This window comes from Vibrio sp. 10N.222.47.A9 (assembly GCF_963872585.1).
GTDB classification, from domain to species: Bacteria; Pseudomonadota; Gammaproteobacteria; order Enterobacterales; family Vibrionaceae; genus Vibrio; species Vibrio splendidus.
Map to the genome: position 1 here is coordinate 1 of NZ_CAWNBB010000050.1, position 18,771 is coordinate 18,771.

The 18,771-nt window shown below is 45.6% G+C and carries 18 protein-coding genes and 1 pseudogene; 5 read left to right on the top strand and 14 right to left on the bottom strand.

Annotation, left to right across the window (positions count from 1 at the left end; translation table 11 throughout):
* The first annotated feature begins 406 nt into the window (after positions 1–406).
* The 5 genes from xdhA (at position 407) to AACT19_RS15820 (ending at position 7,787) form a co-directional block, all read left to right on the top strand.
* Complete coding sequence (gene xdhA, locus AACT19_RS15800) at positions 407–1,852, top strand: xanthine dehydrogenase small subunit (RefSeq protein ID WP_076647232.1); 1,446 nt, start codon at positions 407–409, stop codon at positions 1,850–1,852.
* Positions 1,845–4,250 carry a xanthine dehydrogenase molybdopterin binding subunit gene (gene xdhB / locus AACT19_RS15805; protein ID WP_076647235.1) on the top strand — a complete coding sequence of 802 codons (2,406 nt, stop codon included), beginning with the start codon at positions 1,845–1,847 and terminating at the stop codon, positions 4,248–4,250. The genes xdhA and xdhB overlap by 8 nt, the downstream gene beginning before the upstream one ends.
* Positions 4,251–4,342: 92 nt before the next feature.
* Positions 4,343–5,224 carry a xanthine dehydrogenase accessory protein XdhC gene (xdhC, locus tag AACT19_RS15810; protein ID WP_076647238.1) on the top strand — a complete coding sequence of 294 codons (882 nt, stop codon included), beginning with the start codon at positions 4,343–4,345 and terminating at the stop codon, positions 5,222–5,224.
* Positions 5,225–5,283: 59 nt separating this feature from the next.
* On the top strand, positions 5,284–6,618 hold the full coding sequence (gene guaD / locus AACT19_RS15815) for a guanine deaminase (RefSeq protein WP_076647241.1): 1,335 nt from the start codon (positions 5,284–5,286) through the stop codon (positions 6,616–6,618).
* 287 nt (positions 6,619–6,905) lie between these two features.
* Positions 6,906–7,787: an AEC family transporter gene (locus tag AACT19_RS15820; protein WP_076647244.1), complete on the top strand. Its 882-nt coding sequence runs from the start codon at positions 6,906–6,908 to the stop codon at positions 7,785–7,787.
* 111 nt (positions 7,788–7,898) lie between these two features.
* Here AACT19_RS15820 and AACT19_RS15825 read toward each other — a convergent pair whose 3' ends face one another.
* From AACT19_RS15825 to puuE, 14 genes and pseudogenes are all read right to left on the bottom strand, one after another.
* On the bottom strand, positions 7,899–8,279 hold the full coding sequence (locus AACT19_RS15825) for a carboxymuconolactone decarboxylase family protein (protein ID WP_017083073.1): 381 nt from the start codon (positions 8,277–8,279) through the stop codon (positions 7,899–7,901).
* A 58-nt stretch (positions 8,280–8,337) separates the two neighbouring features.
* On the bottom strand, positions 8,338–8,694 hold the full coding sequence (locus AACT19_RS15830) for a MerR family transcriptional regulator (RefSeq protein WP_076647247.1): 357 nt from the start codon (positions 8,692–8,694) through the stop codon (positions 8,338–8,340).
* Positions 8,695–8,730: 36 nt separating this feature from the next.
* Positions 8,731–9,249: a hypothetical protein gene (locus AACT19_RS15835; RefSeq protein ID WP_076647250.1), complete on the bottom strand. Its 519-nt coding sequence runs from the start codon at positions 9,247–9,249 to the stop codon at positions 8,731–8,733.
* 248 nt (positions 9,250–9,497) lie between these two features.
* Positions 9,498–9,968 (bottom strand): GNAT family N-acetyltransferase, encoded by a 471-nt coding sequence (locus AACT19_RS15840; protein WP_076647252.1) that lies wholly within the window; start codon positions 9,966–9,968, stop codon positions 9,498–9,500.
* A 49-nt stretch (positions 9,969–10,017) separates the two neighbouring features.
* The gene (locus tag AACT19_RS15845; protein WP_076647255.1) at positions 10,018–11,253 is read right to left on the bottom strand and encodes an MFS transporter; all 1,236 of its coding nucleotides are present in this window, start codon (positions 11,251–11,253) and stop codon (positions 10,018–10,020) included.
* Positions 11,254–11,291: 38 nt separating this feature from the next.
* A complete protein-coding gene (locus AACT19_RS15850) occupies positions 11,292–11,795 on the bottom strand; it encodes an RDD family protein (RefSeq protein WP_076647258.1) in 504 nt (167 codons plus the stop codon).
* A 354-nt stretch (positions 11,796–12,149) separates the two neighbouring features.
* Positions 12,150–12,622: pseudogene (locus AACT19_RS15855) on the bottom strand (GrpB family protein).
* A 16-nt stretch (positions 12,623–12,638) separates the two neighbouring features.
* The gene (locus AACT19_RS15860; RefSeq protein ID WP_017086627.1) at positions 12,639–12,878 is read right to left on the bottom strand and encodes a hypothetical protein; all 240 of its coding nucleotides are present in this window, start codon (positions 12,876–12,878) and stop codon (positions 12,639–12,641) included.
* 258 nt (positions 12,879–13,136) lie between these two features.
* Positions 13,137–13,853 carry a DUF4760 domain-containing protein gene (locus AACT19_RS15865; RefSeq protein ID WP_076647261.1) on the bottom strand — a complete coding sequence of 239 codons (717 nt, stop codon included), beginning with the start codon at positions 13,851–13,853 and terminating at the stop codon, positions 13,137–13,139.
* A gap of 397 nt (positions 13,854–14,250) precedes the next feature.
* Positions 14,251–15,570 (bottom strand): urate hydroxylase PuuD, encoded by a 1,320-nt coding sequence (locus AACT19_RS15870; RefSeq protein WP_076647264.1) that lies wholly within the window; start codon positions 15,568–15,570, stop codon positions 14,251–14,253.
* A 14-nt stretch (positions 15,571–15,584) separates the two neighbouring features.
* Complete coding sequence (locus tag AACT19_RS15875; RefSeq protein ID WP_076647267.1) at positions 15,585–16,145, bottom strand: ureidoglycolate lyase; 561 nt, start codon at positions 16,143–16,145, stop codon at positions 15,585–15,587.
* 15 nt (positions 16,146–16,160) lie between these two features.
* Entirely contained in the window at positions 16,161–17,147 is a 987-nt protein-coding gene (gene alc / locus AACT19_RS15880) for an allantoicase (protein WP_076647270.1), read from the bottom strand.
* A 138-nt stretch (positions 17,148–17,285) separates the two neighbouring features.
* Positions 17,286–17,801, bottom strand: coding sequence for a 2-oxo-4-hydroxy-4-carboxy-5-ureidoimidazoline decarboxylase (uraD, locus tag AACT19_RS15885; protein ID WP_076647273.1), 516 nt, complete (start codon positions 17,799–17,801; stop codon positions 17,286–17,288).
* 22 nt (positions 17,802–17,823) lie between these two features.
* Positions 17,824–18,762, bottom strand: coding sequence for an allantoinase PuuE (puuE, locus tag AACT19_RS15890; RefSeq protein ID WP_017083064.1), 939 nt, complete (start codon positions 18,760–18,762; stop codon positions 17,824–17,826).
* Positions 18,763–18,771 lie beyond the last annotated feature (9 nt).

An 18,771-nucleotide genomic window follows, 5' to 3' on the forward strand; every position in this document is an offset into this window, starting at 1 on the left:
ATTAATGGAATTGGTATAAGCCTTAGTGTTTACTTCTCTTTTTTGTGCCCTCTCCTCTAAAAACAAATACGACGATCGACTCACATCCATCTAAAAATACTGTCTATTTTGCCCTCAACAACGATCTTAGCCTCTACAGAATCACTTCCAACAGTGCCATAAGCCCCTCCTTTATCTTGTATACATAGCTATCAATTCATTCACACCATAAAACTGTTCACTTTTAATTCAACCCCTTATAAAACAAGCAACTAAAGTTAAAATAAAATTGTACACAATCCCCACAAAAGACTATTTGTTGCATTTTTGTAAATAAATAGTTGACCACAGGGTCAGGATGGATAATTATTGACCTAGAAGTCAAAAAGAATACACATGGAAATATGTCGATTTACAAGGAGGTCTCTTGATTACTTTTTTGCTCAATCAGGAAATAAGACGTGAAGATAATCTGTCGCCAAATATGACAGTGCTCAACTACCTTCGTACCAAGGTTAATAAAACCGGTACCAAAGAAGGTTGTGGGTCGGGTGACTGTGGTGCATGTACGGTAGTTCTCGGTGAAGTGATTGATGGACAACTGCAATACCGCTCGGTGAACTCTTGCCTGACGTTCGTTTCAGCGCTGCATGGCAAGCAACTGATCACAGTAGAAGATCTGCAAAATCGAGATCGCTCATTGCACCCAGTGCAGAAGGCAGTAGTTGATTTTCACGGTTCACAATGTGGTTACTGCACGCCGGGCTTCATCATGTCGATGTTTGCACTAGGCAAGAACAAACCCGATGCGAGCAAAGAAGACGTCATGGAATCACTGGCGGGTAACCTATGTCGCTGTACAGGCTACCGACCAATTGTTGATGCTGCGATGTCGCTTTCAACAGACCAACCTTTGATCGACCAATTTGCTGAACTTGAACGCAACACCATCAAGAAGCTAGAAGGTATTCAAGACACCGAGGCCAACTTACGCCTTGGTCACCTCACCGCTTTTTCCCCAAAAAGCACTGATGAGCTGGCCAAGCTGTTTCAAGCACATCCGAACGCGAAACTAGTTGCTGGCGGCACGGATTTAGCACTGGAAGTGACGCAATTCCATCGTGAGATTGAAACGCTGATCAGCGTAAACCTTGTTGAAGATATGAAGGTATGTGAAGAGACCGACACCGATTTAATCATTGGTGCCAACCTGCCTATCAGTGACTCTTACGCACTACTGAAAAAGCACTACCCAGATTTTGGTGAACTGTTGCATCGCTTTGCTTCACTGCAAGTGCGCAACCAAGGCACCATCGGCGGTAATGTGGCGAATGCCTCGCCTATCGGTGACACCCCTCCTCTGCTGATTGCTCTCGACGCGAAAATCAAACTTCGCTGCGGAGACGAGTCACGCACGATGCCGATTGAAGATTACTTCATCAGCTACAAAGTGACGGCGCAAAAAGAGAGTGAATTCATTGAACAGATCATCATTCCTAAGCCAACCAACGACAGCTTCCGAGCTTACAAAGTGTCGAAACGTTTAGACGACGACATCTCTGCGGTGTGTGGCGCGTTTGATATTCAAATTGAAGATGGCAAGGTTTCTTACGCTCGTATCGCTTTCGGCGGTATGGCAGCAACGCCTAAGCGTGCAACTCGTTGTGAAAATACGTTATTAGGCAAACCGTGGACAGACGCTAATATTAAGTTAGCGATGCAGGAACTGTATAACGACTTTGAGCCGCTATCTGATTTCCGTGCAAGCCAAGAATACCGTTCATTGTCGGCAGCAAATATGTTGCGTCGTTACTTCATTGAACAACAGAACAAAAACAACCAAATCGAAACAAGGGTAACGTCTTATGTCTAAATCAAATTCCTCTGTTCACAAGAGCAATGCGATGACCCACGAAGAGATGGTTACCATTGCAAAACAAGACCTAAAAACTGGCGTAGGTAAAAGCGTTAAACACGACAGTGCAGCCAAGCAAGTCACGGGCGAAGCGGTATACATTGATGACCGCCTAGAGTTCCCAAATCAGCTGCATGTATACGCACGCCTGAGCACGCAAGCGCACGCTAACATCACCAAAATAGACCTATCTCCATGTTACGAATTCGAAGGTGTGGCAATTGCTATTCAAGCGAAAGACGTACCGGGTGAACTGGATATCGGCGCCATCCTACCGGGTGACCCACTGCTTGCTGATGGCAAAGTAGAATACTACGGTCAACCTGTGATTGCCGTGGCAGCTAACGATTTAGAAACTGCACGTAAAGCCGCACACGCTGCAATCATTGAATATGAAGAACTGCCTGCGATTCTTGATGTAAAAGAAGCGCTAGAGAAAGAACACTTCGTAACAGAAAGCCACACTCAACAACGTGGTGACTCGAAAGCCGCACTGGCAAAAGCGAAACACGTGATCTCTGGTGACCTAGAGATCGGCGGCCAAGAACACTTCTACCTAGAAACCCAAATCAGTAGCGTGATGCCAACCGAAGACGGCGGCATGATCGTGTACACCTCGACTCAAAACCCGACCGAAGTTCAAAAGCTGGTCGCGGAAGTAATTGGCGTACCGATGCACAAAGTCGTGATTGATATGCGTCGTATGGGTGGTGGTTTCGGTGGTAAAGAGACTCAAGCAGCCTCTCCAGCGTGTATGGCCGCGGTGATTGCTCACCTCACCGGACGACCAACCAAAATGCGTTTGCTACGCAATGAAGACATGCAGCAAACCGGTAAACGCCACCCGTTCTACAATCAATACACGGTCGGTTTTGACGACAATGGTGTGATACAAGGTGCCGACATTACCGTTGCAGGTAACTGTGGTTACTCACCAGACTTATCAAGCTCTATTGTCGACCGCGCAATGTTCCACTCAGACAACGCCTATTACCTAGGTGATGCAACTGTGGTTGGTCATCGATGCAAAACCAATACCGCATCGAACACCGCTTACCGTGGCTTTGGTGGCCCGCAAGGCATGATGACCATTGAACACATCATGGACGAGATTGCGCGTTACCTGAAAAAAGATCCTTTGGAAGTACGTAAGGCGAACTACTACGGCGAAGAAGGCCGTAACGTGACCCATTACTACCAAACCGTTGAAGACAACTTTTTACCTGAGATAACCGAACAGCTTGAACGCAGCAGTGACTATCACGCACGTCGTAAAGACATTGCCGAGTTCAACAAGCAAAGCCCTATCTTGAAGAAAGGCCTTGCTATCACACCCGTGAAATTCGGTATCTCGTTTACTGCGACTTTCTTGAACCAAGCAGGTGCGCTCATCCATATCTACACCGATGGCAGTATTCATTTGAATCACGGTGGTACGGAAATGGGGCAAGGCTTGAACATCAAAGTGGCACAAATCGTTGCACAGGAGTTCCAAGTCGATGTCGAACGTATCCAGATCACCGCTACAAACACAGACAAAGTTCCGAACACATCACCAACCGCAGCCTCATCGGGCACCGACCTCAACGGTAAGGCCGCGCAAAACGCCGCAATGACCATTAAGCAGCGCCTGATTGACTTCGCTTCTGCGCACTTCAAAGTGTGGCCTGAAGAGGTGGTGTTTAAGAACGGCATGGTGCAGATTCGCGATGAGATCATGACCTTCAACTCATTTGTTGAACTGGCTTGGTTTAACCAAATCTCGCTATCGAGCACTGGTTTCTACCGCACTCCGAAGATCTATTACGATCACGAGAAAGCACGCGGTCGCCCGTTCTACTACTACGCGTATGGTGCCTCTTGCTCAGAAGTTATCATCGATACCCTAACCGGCGAGAACAAGATTCTGCGTGTCGATATTCTGCATGACGTGGGGGCTTCATTGAACCCTGCGATTGATATCGGCCAAGTCGAAGGTGGTTTTGTGCAAGGTGTCGGTTGGTTGACAACGGAAGAGTTGGTGTGGAACCAGCAAGGCCGCTTGATGACCAATGGTCCTGCGAGTTACAAGATCCCGGCGATTGCTGATATGCCAATTGATTTCAGAACGCACCTTTTAGAAAACCGTAACAACCCAGAAGACACCGTCTTCAACTCGAAAGCCGTGGGTGAACCGCCTTTCATGTTGGGTATGTCAGTATGGAGCGCACTGAAAGACGCCATTAGCTATGTCGCCGTCGATGGCGCGATTCCTAAGCTCAACACACCTGCAACGCCAGAACGTATTCTGATGGCGATTCAGGAAGTCACTGAAACGGCTCCGACTTCGGTCGATGCTCAATCAGAAACGGCTTAGGGCTCGGTTTCTATAGACCGCTTAGGGCGCAATAAATAGCTTAGAGCACCTATAAATAGCTTAGGAAGCATAAAAGGGATTTAGGAGGACGTATGTTTAAGGATAATTGGATTCACGAACTGGCAAAACTGGAAGAGAACTACGAACCGTGTGTGATGGTGACGGTGCTCGAAGACAGAGGTTCCGTTCCACGCGATGCGGGCACCAAAATGCTTGTCACTCGTGACCGAATCATCGCTACGATTGGTGGTGGTCATCTTGAACATGTGGCCACTAAAATGGCTCGCGAGATGCTGATTGCCAGCGAAAAGTCACTCAAAGTGGAACGCTTCAACCTAGGCGCTCGCTTAGGCCAATGTTGTGGCGGTATGGCAACGTTAAGCTTTGAGCCGATTGGCACTCAGCAGAACCACCTTGTGCTATTTGGCGCAGGTCATGTTGCCAAAGCGCTGCTGCACATTGTCGCAACCCTACCCTTCCGCGTGACCTGGATTGATGAACGTGAAGAAGTATTTCCTGAAACGCTACCACACGGTGTGAAAAAGCTTGTCTCAGACGATCCAGTCGGTGAAGTGAAACACATGCCACCGAACAGCTATTACCTAGTGATGACGCACAACCACCAGCTCGATTTTGACCTAACCAAAGCCATTATCGACCGTGAAGACAGCCGTTACTTTGGCATGATTGGATCGCTCACTAAGCGCAAGAAGTTCGACTTCCGCTTAGAGCAACGCGGCTATAGCCAAGAACAAATTGAAACCATGCTTTGCCCGATTGGTATAAGTGCGGTGAATGGCAAACATCCTGCGGAAATTGCGGTGTCGGTTGCGGGTGAACTGATCGCACACTATCAAGGCCAAGCACTTGAACAAAAGCGCCCAACCCAACAATATCGAAATCAGGATTTGACCGATCAACACAGTCAACCAAGCGACGTAGGCGAACCACCATTGGAAGAGAAGATCGCCTAATAAAAGTCGCAAAGCTTCAGTGGCCATAACGTCGCTGAAGTCATTAAAAGGAAGTAAACATGACAACGCAACGCAAAGCTTATCGCGCCAGCATTTTACACAGCGTCGCCGACCCAAAAGACGTCGGTATCGATGAGTCTTACGACTATTTTGAAGACGGTGTTTTAGTGGTTGAGAACGGCCATGTCGTCGACTTAGGCCATGCCAATGAGGTATTAGCTCGCCAACCTAAAACACTCGAAGTTAAAGAATACAAAGACAAACTAATCACCTCTGGCTTTATTGATACGCACATCCACTACCCTCAAACAGGGATGATCGCGTCTTACGGTGAGCAGCTTCTTGATTGGTTAGAGAACTACACCTTCCCAGAAGAAAAGCGCTTCAAAAATCCAGTTTACGCACACAAAGTAGCGAAGCTATTCCTAGACGAATTGGCAAGCAACGGCACCACCACGGCACTCGTGTTTGGCACGGTACACAAAGAGTCGGTTAACGTATTCTTTGAAGAAGCTGAGAAGCGTAATCTACGAATGATCGCAGGTAAGGTATTGATGGATCGCAATGCGCCTGATTACCTCACCGACACACCAGAATCTGGCTATGCTGATTCCAAGGAACTGATTGAAAAATGGCATAACCGTAGCCGTTTGCTTTACGCGGTGACACCTCGCTTTGCGCCAACCAGCACACCAGAGCAACTGGCTACTGTAGGCAAACTGCTAGAAGAATATCCAGACGTGTACATGCACACTCACCTTTCTGAAAACGAGAAAGAGATCGAGTGGGTGAAATCGCTGTTCCCAGAACGCGACAGCTACCTAGATGTGTATGACCACTATGGTCTGCTGCACAAACGTTCGGTATTTGCTCATGGTATTCACCTTTCTGATTGTGAATGTAAACGCCTAGCCGATACTGAATCTGCCATCGCCTTCTGCCCAACGTCTAACCTTTTCTTAGGCTCGGGTTTGTTCCGATTACCAGAGATGGAAGATCACGGTATTCGTGTCGGCGTGGGTACTGATGTAGGCGCAGGCACCAGCTTCTCAATCCTGCAAACAATGAGTGAAGCGTACAAGATTATGCAGTTACAGCATAAGAAGCTGCACCCAGCTAAGTCGCTGTTCTTGGCAACACTAGGCGGCGCACGCTCGCTGCATCTAGAAGACAAGATCGGTAACCTAGAGGTCGGTAAAGAAGCGGATTTTGTGGTGTTGGATCTACACGCTACACAACTGATGCGATTTAGAATGGAACAAACCACCAAGCTTGAAGAGAAGTTGTTTGTATTGATGAGCTTGGGTGACGACAGAACCGTTAGCGAGACTTACATCTACGGCGAAAAGGCCTACGATGTGAACTTCAAAGATTACAAGAAACTTGTTAGTTAGGCTTAAAACCAAGTAACAATCGCTAGATAGCGGCAACCGTCGTTAATTAAAAATCCGTCCAGATTTATCTAGCCTTTAAAGACCAGTTGCTGATGCCACTGGTCTTTTTTGTGCTTCATTCAAAGAAATATAAATTAACCACTCACAGACAACGATCTTCGGTGACGCCAAGTCATTATATTGATAGGTTAATGTTTATACATCCCGATTTCATACTTCACTTTAGCGTCTCTCTCGAACATTCGTTTCTCAGCTAAATGGAAGCACTACATCTAGAAAGGAATTCTATGTTCGAACAGGTCGTCAGCATTCTGTTTCCCGTTTTTGCTTTAGCCAGTGCTGGCTTTGCGGTAGGTCGTTGGCTCAAGCCCGATTTCAAACCGATCAATCGCATCAACATGGATGTGTGCATTCCTGCGCTGGTGTTTGCATCGCTGACCACCATGCCTCTCGACACCGAACAATTGCCACTCATCACCGCTTCTTTGGTCGCGGTGTTGGTGCCCGCTTTATTGATGATACCAATCTGTAAGATCTTTAAGCTCAACTTCAAAGCTTGGGCTCCGCCACACATGTTCCGCAACAGTGGCAACCTCGCGATTCCTCTGTTCACGTATACCTTTGGCGAAAGCGCGTTAGCTCCTGCAGTACTGCTGTTTGTGGTGTCAGCATGTGTCCATATTAGTGTAGGTTTGGCGCTCCTAAGCGAAGGTAACCCGATCAAACAGATCCTCAAGATGCCGATATTCTTAGCCGCAGCGTTAGCGATGACATTCAACCTGTCTGGCATTGCAGTATGGAATCCAATCTACGAAGCAACATCGCTACTCGGCCAAGCAGCCGTGCCTATCATGCTGTTGTCGTTGGGTTCGCAAATGGTCAACTTGAAGCTAAGCGGACTCAAAGTTGGCTTGCTGTGTACGGCTCAATCGCTGTTTACCGGTGCCATCGCCTTCGCCATCATCTACTTCTTTATCCCACTGCCAACGCTGCACCTACAAATGATGGTGCTGTTCACCATGCTGCCACCTGCCGTGATGAACTACCTGTTTGCAGAAAGGTTCAATGTCGAGCCACCCAAGGTCGCGTCAATGGTGTTATTCGGAAACTTCCTGAGCGTGGTCACCTTGCCGATCTTGTTGTCGTTCGCGCTGTCTATGTCGTCTTAAAGAACCGCGAACCTTCAGGTTTACGACCTTTAAAACTCAGCCAATCAATAAAAAAGGAGCGTAACTTAGTAAAGTTGACGCTCCCTTTTCAGACTATATTTTCTATTTATCTCAAGCAGTGCCTCTCTCCGCAAGCACTTCTTTAAATGCGAACATGCCATTTAACGCAGCAGGAAAACCAGCGTACACCGACATCTGCAGTATCACTTCTTTAATCTCTTCCTCGCTGCATCCGACGTTGAGTGCCGCATTCAAATGCACCTTAAGCTGAGGGGCACAATTGCCGAGTGCGGTAAGGGCTGCCACGGTCGCGATCTCTCGTGATTTCAAATCCAAACCGGGGCGTGAATAGATATCACCAAAAGGATACTCGATAGTATATTTTGCAAGATCAGGGCAGATGTCTTGCAGGCTTTCAATAACCTGTTGCCCTGCTTCTCCGTCGATATGATTAAGTCTTTCTAAGCCGATGTCGAAACGTGATTGATTCATAGGTTTGTTCCTTTTTATGATTTACAGGAACACCTTACAAGTTAGAGTCGACTCTAAGTCAACGGACTTTTCCATCTCGATACAAACTAATTTTTTCTTCCAATGCTGCCATGTGCTTTTGTTGTTCTTCGATATGAGCTCGCAAATTCTGTTGATGTTGTTCGAGCAACACTTGGCGCTGCGAAGCCGATTCTGGCCCTAACTCCCTTAGCTTTGCGTATTCTAGAATCTCATCCAGTGGCATTGCGGTGTCTTTTAAGCGCTTCACAAACTCAATCCAGGTGACGTCCTTCGATGTATAGACTCGATGGCCGCTACTGTTTCGCTGAACATTTTTCAACAAGCCGATTTTTTCATAGTAGCGAAGCGTATGAGCCGACAAACCCACCAACTGAGAAAACTCACTCACATTCATTACTTCACCTTTTCTATCTGGGTATAGGAACTCAAGTTATGCGCACTTATCTAATTTGAGCTCTGCGGTGACTTTCGTCAAACGTAACGCAATCGCAAAACACACTAAGTAAGGACTCACATACCAAAAGATACTTTCTAGTGGCTTCTTCACCTGCGCTTCTCTGGTTTTTATGTATTGGTTTTTCTGCATCTCATACTGACTCAGCATACCATCCACCCACACGGCATCGCTTTCCACCAGCGATACGCTCGGCGCAGGAACCGTAAAATCCGATGCGTTGGGTAACAAGGTGAAATCGACATCTTTGAACGTGATCGCCGTATTCAGATACCACAAACACGCTTCATGGTGCTGAGCGTGATTATCTAAAGATGGTTGACCGGTGCAGGTATCACTTCGCAGCTTATCCAAAGAAAACTGCTGAACCGATTCTAAAATCGCCACCGCTCTGGTTTGTTCTGTTTCAACCCAATCACCCGCTACTTTCGCACGAATCTCAGACACCGCACCCAGCATCCCAATACCCGCTAAAAACGGCCATAAATAATCCATGAGCTTCCACTTTCGTCGGCTCAAATTGAACCCACACCAAATCGGAAGATGAAAAAGGAGCGTTAGCCCAAGCGATAGCAAAACGAAATTCAAGGAGCTAGAGAGCATGAGTTCGCTATCAAAGAAGTTCTTCATAATGAGAGACTTGCCTGTATAACAAAGAGAAATTTGATACTAAATTCGATATTTGAAAAGAGTGTAAGAGGAAAGTAAAAACAGCACCAACAATTGGAGTTAGCGCTGTTTATTTAAGCAACCACCGGCTTTTCCATAGGGATGCAATCGAGGCTAATACCTCTAGGCGAGTGATAAGTGGAAAGTTCATCGCCAATAAAGCCACACGAACGATAAAACGTAGCGGCATTCAGGGTCGATTCTAACTTCATTAATGGCAAGTTGTGTTGAATCGCGAGCTCCTCTAAGAACTGCAACATCTGCTTCGCTGCGCCTTTTCCTGCAAAGTCAGGGTCAACAAAAATAGCATCAACCATACCGGTTTCGATGTTGATCTTACCGCTGCCAATCACTCGGTCATCAACTTCTGAAACGTGAAAAGTTTGGGCTACATCGCTTATGAATCCATCAGACATTCCACCCTGAGTCCATATTGACAGCTGTTCTTCTGAGTAATAAGCCGAGCACTTCTCGACAATGGCACGGCTTCGAATATCGAAAATATCCTGAGCATCAGACTCAGCCGCTTTTCTAATTGTAATCATAAGCCTACCTTTGGTGACTAAAAGATACTACTGCTAGTAAATCGAATAACTACTCGGTGACTAACGCTGGAGATTGCTTCCCCTTAGCTGACATAAGATAAAAACCAACGGCACCAACAACTGAAATTAATATCACACTAAACCAAGTGAAAGTGTACCCATAATCATCGATAAAGTAGCCAATCACGATAAAACTAGGCATAACGAAAACCGTTCGCAAGGTAATGAGCACGCCTTGAATGCGTCCACGATGACTCGAAGGGGAGTTGTTTGCTAAATATATGCCCTCTTTTGTCAAAAGAAGAACCTCGCCCGCAGATAGAAATAGCCAAGCAAAAAAATGAACAGGAATGTTGGGAAACAACATGACGAGCATATAACCAAAGGCAAACATAAAGCCTGCATAAGCAAGGCTTACGGTTTCAGCCTTACCTGACGTGAACTTCATTAAGATTGGCGTAATCAGCACCACTACAACACAAGCGTAAGTCATGAGTTGCCCGAAAATAATTGGGCCTTGCTCTCCAAACACATGGCTCAAATACAATGGACTCGCCATAGTCATTTGATTTAGCGAATACCACAGCAATCCACATAGAAAAGTGAACAACAAAAGCCGTGGCCTTGATTTTAAAACTGACCAAACCGAACCAGAAACGGGCTGTTCCAGTTCACTCTCGCTGGTCGATTCCGTTCCAGGTTGCAACTTCACAAATGCAGCCACAATAAAAACACAAAAAAGAGCCGCAAACCCGTTGCCGAAAAATATCCAGTCAGTGTGATTCCAGAACAAGTACCCAGCCATAACAGGACCAAGAGCTGAACCAAAGTTATAGGCTAGATAACTCAGTGACATGACTGCATCACGATTCTGAGGGGTAGAAAGGTCCGCAACTAAAGCATTACTCGCGGGCAACGCTAAACCGCCAAAGAAATAGGCACAAAACAAAAACACAGGTACGACTACCGGAGCATCGGCAAAGAAACCACAAATAATCAATAATACAGCACACATAAACTCGCCAAACACCATGACCCGTTTATGTCCCAACCTATCCGCTAATCTCCCACCTAAAAAGCTCCCTAAAAGGTAAGAGCCCGTCACACCCATGGCAAGGGAACCTGCGACTGTTGCGGAATAACCCAACTTATCGGTTAACAGTAAGACTAAAAATGGAACGATAAAGTTACCCATTCCCAGAATCATTCTAGCCAGTGCTAAATAATAGATATTATTCGGTAAATACCTATAAATAGAAATGGCTGAGAAAAGCTTATGAATCATGGAGTTCCTAAAGTATGTAAGTGCTTGATTACGAATTTCTATTCGATAGTACTGAAATCTAAGTTTCTCGGCACTGAAACATTAATAACCTGAGTTCCTGCAATTAAGTCATGCAAACAGCGTCTGTTTTTACCGAAAACAAACAGGTAATTAAGAATCGATATATATTGACCAATAACAGGAATATAAACAAAGATGTTCATAGGTAAAATTCGTTTGATCATTATGTTGAATAGCCCTAGTTGCTTGCCATCCATATCAACAATCGCAATTTCCATTACATTTTTACCGATCGTTTGTCCCTTCTTTTGCAGTAAGTAGCCATTAGACAAGAGGAATATCACCCAGCCATAAACAAACATCATAATTTGTTCATGTAACTCTATGACTCCATTAGAAACGGCTCGATCGAACAAATCGGTATATAGGACCACTGGAATCATAGCAGCTGCATAAATGAGGCCGTCGATAACAAACGCCCAAAACCGAGACCATCGAGACGCGAGTACAATTGCAGGGGTGTTTTCTATTACTTCAGACATGTCCTTTCCTAAGGTGGTATTGATTATTGGCGTAGAGCAATCGATTTTTGATAGCGCCAAGTTGATGTACCAATAGACAAATCTTGAAATTAATCCGAAAGAAAACACTTTGCTTTCAATGGATAAGTCACGCTTTATAAAATCATACGAAACATAACACAAACCAATACCTCCACTAATACCCTATGCAATATGTGTGAGCTTAGTTGCGTAAATTTAAGCTATTAAACCGTGGTAAGATAGTTTGAAGGAAATTTAGGAGGGTCAATCTTCAGAGGTAATGTTTTTTGACTTAACACACTGTATTAATAAAACTTTTGTTAATTGGACAATTAGAGGTGAGGGGCACTGTTGCTATTTCAGATCCAGCACATGCTCGATAAAGTCAGACTTCTTTTCACGGTACTCTTCTTGCGGCCAACCTTCGCAAGACATTTTGAGGGTGTTGTATTGCTGAACTAATTCCGGATTCGCACGTAGCTTGTCACGAAACCTTAGAAAGCATTCGAACTCAGAACCATTGGCGACCACTTGCAAGGCCACATCATCAGAAGATGTAGATTCCAACATACACAGTTCCGGCGTTCTTAAAGTATCGAGTTTCTCATTGAGGATGTTATTGTGAGTCTCTCTATAACACCCTCAAGTTCACCAAGTTCAACACCTACGAAAATATCTAGATCGCCCTTAGACACGGCAAAAGGAATAGAAGATGCGCCTACATGCTCAACTCTCGCATTAGGGATTAGCTTTTTGATGTCACGTTCGTATCGGATAAACAGCTCGTTGCAAGCCGCTTGGTATTGTTCCGCAGGGTAAAATTTCATATATCCTCACTCCGAATCACAAACTATTGAACACACCAATTGCTAACAGAAGCAACACGATGCTAATAGCTCCGATATAAGAGATTCTGGTTCGCTCTTTTTCAGTTGGAATCAATGGGGGGAAGCGCCCTAATGTGAATACTTTACAGACTATCCAGCCAGCTCCGTAACCAATGAACTCAATCAATATCGACTGAAACAGATACCTAAAGAATGAGCTCAATGCCCTAAAATACGCGACTATCAAGTCTTCCATTTTTTGTCCTAACTAAAGTCAATTTGGACTAAAAGTGCCATGGGTAGAGGTTCACTGTATGCAATGATTACAAAAAAGGGGTCACTCCAATGAGACAGCTATGTTCAGTCAATTTGGCATACAAGTTACACCGCCGACTTCGATTAAATGCAATATTCATAGCTACATTAAACCGATACGTCACAGAACAGCCAGATCAGAAATAGAGATCAAAAGAAAGTAGAAATAGCGTCAAGTTAGCTATGACGCCTTGACTAACTAATCAGTTGGTGAATTCAAAATAACCTTTATAATCGAAATCAATGCAGGAAGACAGGGAAGAAGTAGTAAAACATTTGCAACGATTAATAACCTCATTTCTTTCTTTGGTCGTTCATCTGAGATAAATAATGTATATGCAGATTCAAGCCAGAAAAAAGGTTTGTTTTCGTCTTTCTGACTAAAAGATAAATGAGTTTCTGTTTTTGAGTTTTGAATACATCTACGTTCAAGCATATATGGTTCTAATCGTTCCCAAATGCGTATGATCGCAGTTCCTCTAGTATTCAGGATAATATCTTTATCATAAAAACCTTTGAACATCCCCTCACACAAGTGCTCAAGTTCATTGAGTTTACTCAAAATTGGTTGCATCTCTTTGAACTCAATATTGTTGTTCGCCAAGTACTTTAACGCTTCGCTTTCTTGATTCTCATTATCTTTTAAGTAACGTTTAATAAAAAGGTATTCAGGCCCAATCTGCCCCTGACCTTTGCCTATAACGTCAATCGTGTTTTTTTCGCGCGTTCGTTTATTGCCGTCACTAACTGTAAAAAATGCAGAAGAAAGAGCTATTGATGCCGAAACAATAATTGCCAAAGCAGAAGCTAAAGGAAAGTTTTTACTATCGACAATTGCCGGAACACCGACATAAACTAGACTACATACAAGAACGCCAGCTAAGAAGCTGGCGTTTATCATCAGAATTTTTTTCATTTGCAATAATCTACTCTAAAAAGTCTAAACCTTGATCATCGCCTTTAAGAAGGTATTTTTCCATAGTGAACTCCTCCGTTCATCCATTGCAAATTTGCTATGACATAAAGACTACCTGTAAGTAATGGATTAGTCAAATATGGTGACCAGTTAACAACTTTCGAGCCGAAAAACGAGCCTTTACGCACATCTAAAGCCATATATAACAATTGTAAGCCAGGTACGCACATAGAGTCACCAACTGAATGATAAATCTGCGTCCCCTTTGTCCAAAAACAAAAAGCCCCGGTTATAGGAACCGGGGAAACAGGGTGGGATGAGTTTGGCGCGTGCCCGAAACCAAACTCTCCCCAAGCCTCACCTAAGACTCATGCTCTTAGGTAAAGGATTCACATCATTATTGAAGCGTAGCGCCTTGCTCTACCCATGTGCCGATGAGTGCGCGTTCTTCGTCGGTCATTTGAGTCATGTTGCCGAGCGGCATCACCTTGGTTGTTACCGTTTGAGCAACAATCCTTGGTACATTGGCTTTAATCTCTTCTGGGGTATCAAACATCACACCGGCTGGCGCAGCAGCAAAAGCGGCGTGGCTTGGGGTTGATGAGTGACACACAGAACAGCGCTCTTGAATGACTTTATTAATGGTCTCAAAGCTTACGCCTGCGCTATCAGTTTGCATTGCGTGGTCTGCTGGTGCAGCTTGAGAACTAGCCGAAGTTGAAGCTGTGCCGTTTTCAGCAAGCTCTTCTGTCGTCGATTCCGTCGCGCTGACTTGCACTTCTTGAACCACTGGCGCTTGTACAACCGGAGTCATCTGCTTTTTCGCATAAGGTGAGGTCACAAACGCGAGCGTAATCATACCCAATGCAGCTACTGGCACTGTCCATGCAAACTTTTGGCTACCATGACGTGTGTTGAAGTAGTGACGCACCAAGATACTGAAGATCGCTAGCCCAGCAAGAATCAGCCAGTTGTATTCCGAGCCATAAGTACTTGGGAAGTGGTTACTGATCATGATGAACAGCACTGGCAGGGTCATGTAGTTGTTGTGACGAGAACGCAGTAGACCTTTCGCTGGCAATGCCGGATCCGGTTCGCGCTTCTCTTCAATCGCTTTCACCAAGTTACGCTGCGCAGGCATGATAACGCGGAATACGTTACCCACCATGATGGTACCAATGATCGCACCAACGTGGATGTAAGCACCACGACCACTGAACACTTGGGTTAGACCATAGGTCGCAGCAACGAGCAATACAAACAGCACAACGCCAAGCAGTACGGGTGTTTTACCTAATGGTGAGTCACACAGTAAGTCGTAGATAAACCAACCGGCAACGAATGAACCAATACCAATCGCGATTGCCGTTGTTGAATCAAGGCCAGAGCCCGGTGCAATCAGGTAGATCTCAGCGTTGAGGTAGTAAACCACACCCAGTAGACACACACCGGTGATCCACGTGAAGTAAGCTTCCCATTTGAACCAGTGCAGGTGCTCTGGCATCTCTGGTGGCGCAAGTTTGTACTTCTCTAGATGATAAATACCACCGCCGTGAATTGCCCATAAGTCACCTGAAAGGCCCGTTTTTGGGTTTACTCGGTTAAGGTTGTTCTCTAACCAAACAAAGTAAAATGATGCGCCTATCCACGCAACACCAACAATCATGTGAGCCCAGCGTATTGCTAGATTCAACCATTCTGTAATATGCGGATCCATAATAAACTCCTGTATCACAACGCTTTAGCTAAGCGTTGCTCTTCCTTATTGTCGTCCGTTGGCAGATCGTCCAAATGCAATACCACTCGGTCGCTGTCGAAATAAACTTCATCACAGTTATGCCCTTCGCCGCCTCTATCGACGATCAAGAACTGGTCTTGATCGGTGAGGGCGAGAACTGGGTGATGCCACACCCCTTTGTGATAGTTCACTCCTTGACGGCCGTTGCTCAAGAAAGCTCGGCTATTGGCTAATGTTGGATCGTCGCCTTTTGGCGCAACAACAATTAAATAGGGTTGACCAAGTAATGGAATGAATGCCTGAGAGCCAAGTGGATGACGCTCTAACATTTTGATGGTCAGTGGGTAGCTCAACGGTGTGGCTTGGAAGATGCTGATGATCGCTTCTCCGTCTTGGTCTTGCACATCCGTTGTCGCTAGCTTGTGGTAGCGACGTGTTGATCCACTGTTGATCATGAAGAAATCACTATTATCGGACTCGATAACATCGCCAAACTCTGCAAAAGCCTGCTTGGTTAACGGTTCGATGGATAAACGACGTATTCCATTACTCATATCTGATTTCCTTACCTATTTCGCCTTCGTACCAAATAGACGCAAACGGCTGATACCACCATCTGGGAATATGTTTGCACGTACGTGGGTAATCGCACCAAGGTCGTTTACCTCAGAAATGAATTCGTGAATCTCGTGCGCTTGCAGCTTTTGTGCAGGCAACAGTTCACGCCAGAATAGGCTTTGTGTTTCGACTTGGTCGTCGGTACCACCTTTCACGTAAGCGGCTTGAATTGAGCAGCTGTCAGGGTAGTTACCTTTGAAGTGAGCCGTATCAACAACGATACGTTCGATGTTACCTGGGTGGCCTAATGCCACAATTACCCAGTCGTTACCCGGTGTACGACGACGCGCTGTTTCCCAACCGTCACCCATGTTTTCACCGCGGCCAGGACCTAAGATGTTGGCTTTGTTTCCATAGTGCTCATCGCTACATGCCAATGCTCGGCCACCGTGTTCAACCGATGCTAGGTCGACTTGTTGCAGAGAATCAATTGCTTCCCAATCCACACTTGGTCGGCCATAAACACGTAAGCGAGCGACACCGCCGTCTGGATAGATATTCAAACGTAGGTGCGTAAATACTTGGTCACTTTCAATCGCTTCAAGATGATGATGATCACCTTGTAGTGCCATTGAAGGCAGAATTTCTTGCCACTCTGTTGCGTCTGTTGGCTCACCTTGTGGTGAATAACACGCGTCAATTGATGCCGAAGGTGGGAAGTTACCTGTGAAGAATGAGGTATCAATATCAACGCCAGCAATAGTGCCAGCTAGGCCAAGGCGAACGACACAGTAGTCGTAACCTTCACCACGTTTACGTCTGCTTTCCCAACCGTCCATCCACTTGCCGTTATCGTCGTATAAGTCGTCTTTCCACTCTGGCGCTGCGTGGCTGAGAAGACGGCTTTTATCTGCGAAAAAATCGTCTGTTGCGAAGGTAGCTTCTGCGCCGAGTTTTTCGTCTGCAAGGTTTATGTATTGTTCAAATGTTTGGGTCATGTCCGTGTAATCCTATCCAATTAATCAAGTAATAATAAAATGAGAACTCAGTGGCTTATGCTTTATTCAATAAGGCTTTGATAAATCAAGTTCTTAGCGCACTAAGACTGGGCTGAGATAGCTGTTAACTCCGTTAACTTACATATCCCAGAGACGAAACATCGCGATCTTGTTGATCTCTTGAATCGCCGTAGCAAACTCAGTTTCACTATCATTTCCTAATCGCATCTCGAACGACTCAAGAATTTGGTAACGATTGGCTCCCTTCACCGCCATGATAAAAGGGAAATTGAAGCGACTTTTGTAGCTGTTGTTGTAAGAAGTGAATTTTTCAAATTCTTCGGCGTTGCACTGGTCGATGCCCGCCCCCGCTTGTTCTTTGGTCGACGACTCGGTGAGTTCGCCGTTTACTGCGGCTCGACCGGCTAAATCCGGGTGAGCGTTGATCAAAGCCAACTGTTTGCCTTGGTCTGCACTTAACAAGGTCGATGCCATTTTCAGATGAAGATTCTCGATATGGTCGTCTTCGGCATTCAAACCTTGGTCATACACCACTTCTGCAACCCACGGGCTGTGTTCGTAGACATCAACAAAGTGAGCGACAAAGGTATCGCGGTCCATGGTTGTTGGTTGGCATGATCGAAATTCAGTCACATTAAGCCTCCTTGCTTCACTGCTACTTTTGCTGTTGATGATTAGCGTTATTTGGTTGATATGGATGATGTTGGTGCCAGTGGTTGGCGATATCGATTCGACGACATAACCACACGCTGTCGTGCTGTTTTACGTAATCTAAGAAACGTCTTAATGCAGCAATACGACCGGGGCGACCAATCAGACGACAATGCAGCCCAACCGACATCATTTTCGGTGCGGTTTCGCCTTCCATATAAAGGGTATCAAACGTGTCTTTCAGATATTGGAAGAACTGCTCACCAGAGTTAAAGCCTTGCGCTGTTGAAAAACGCATGTCGTTCACATCGAGTGTATAAGGGATCACCAATTGCGGATGACCAGTCTCGGTGTGCCAATAAGGCAGGTCATCATCATAGGCATCTGAGTCGTAAAGAAAACCGCCCTCTTCTGCAACCAAGCGACGCGTATTTGGCCCAGTTCGACCTGTGTACCAACCTTGTGGGCGTTGACCCGTCACTTGTTGGATGATCTCGATCGCTTTGGTCATGTGGTCGCGCTCTTCTGACTCATCAATGTATTGATAGTCTATCCAGCGATAACCGTGACTACAGATTTCGTGCCCCGCTTCGACCATGGCTTTGGCTACGTCTGGGTGACGCTCAATCGCCATTGCGACCGCAAAGACGGTCAATGGGATTTCATATTCATCGAACAAGCGAAGAACACGCCATACACCCGCACGGCTGCCATATTCATAGATGGATTCCATGCTCATGTGACGTTCGCCTTTGATCGGCTGTGCTGACGGGATCTCTGAAAGAAAAGCTTCAGACTCGTCGTCTCCATGTAACAAACAACGCTCACCGCCCTCTTCATAGTTCAATACAAAAGAAACCGCGACGCGCGCATTACCTGGCCATTGAGGGTTTGGAGGGTTAGCTCCGTAACCGATCAAATTTCTTGAATAATCCTTATTCATCCAAGTACT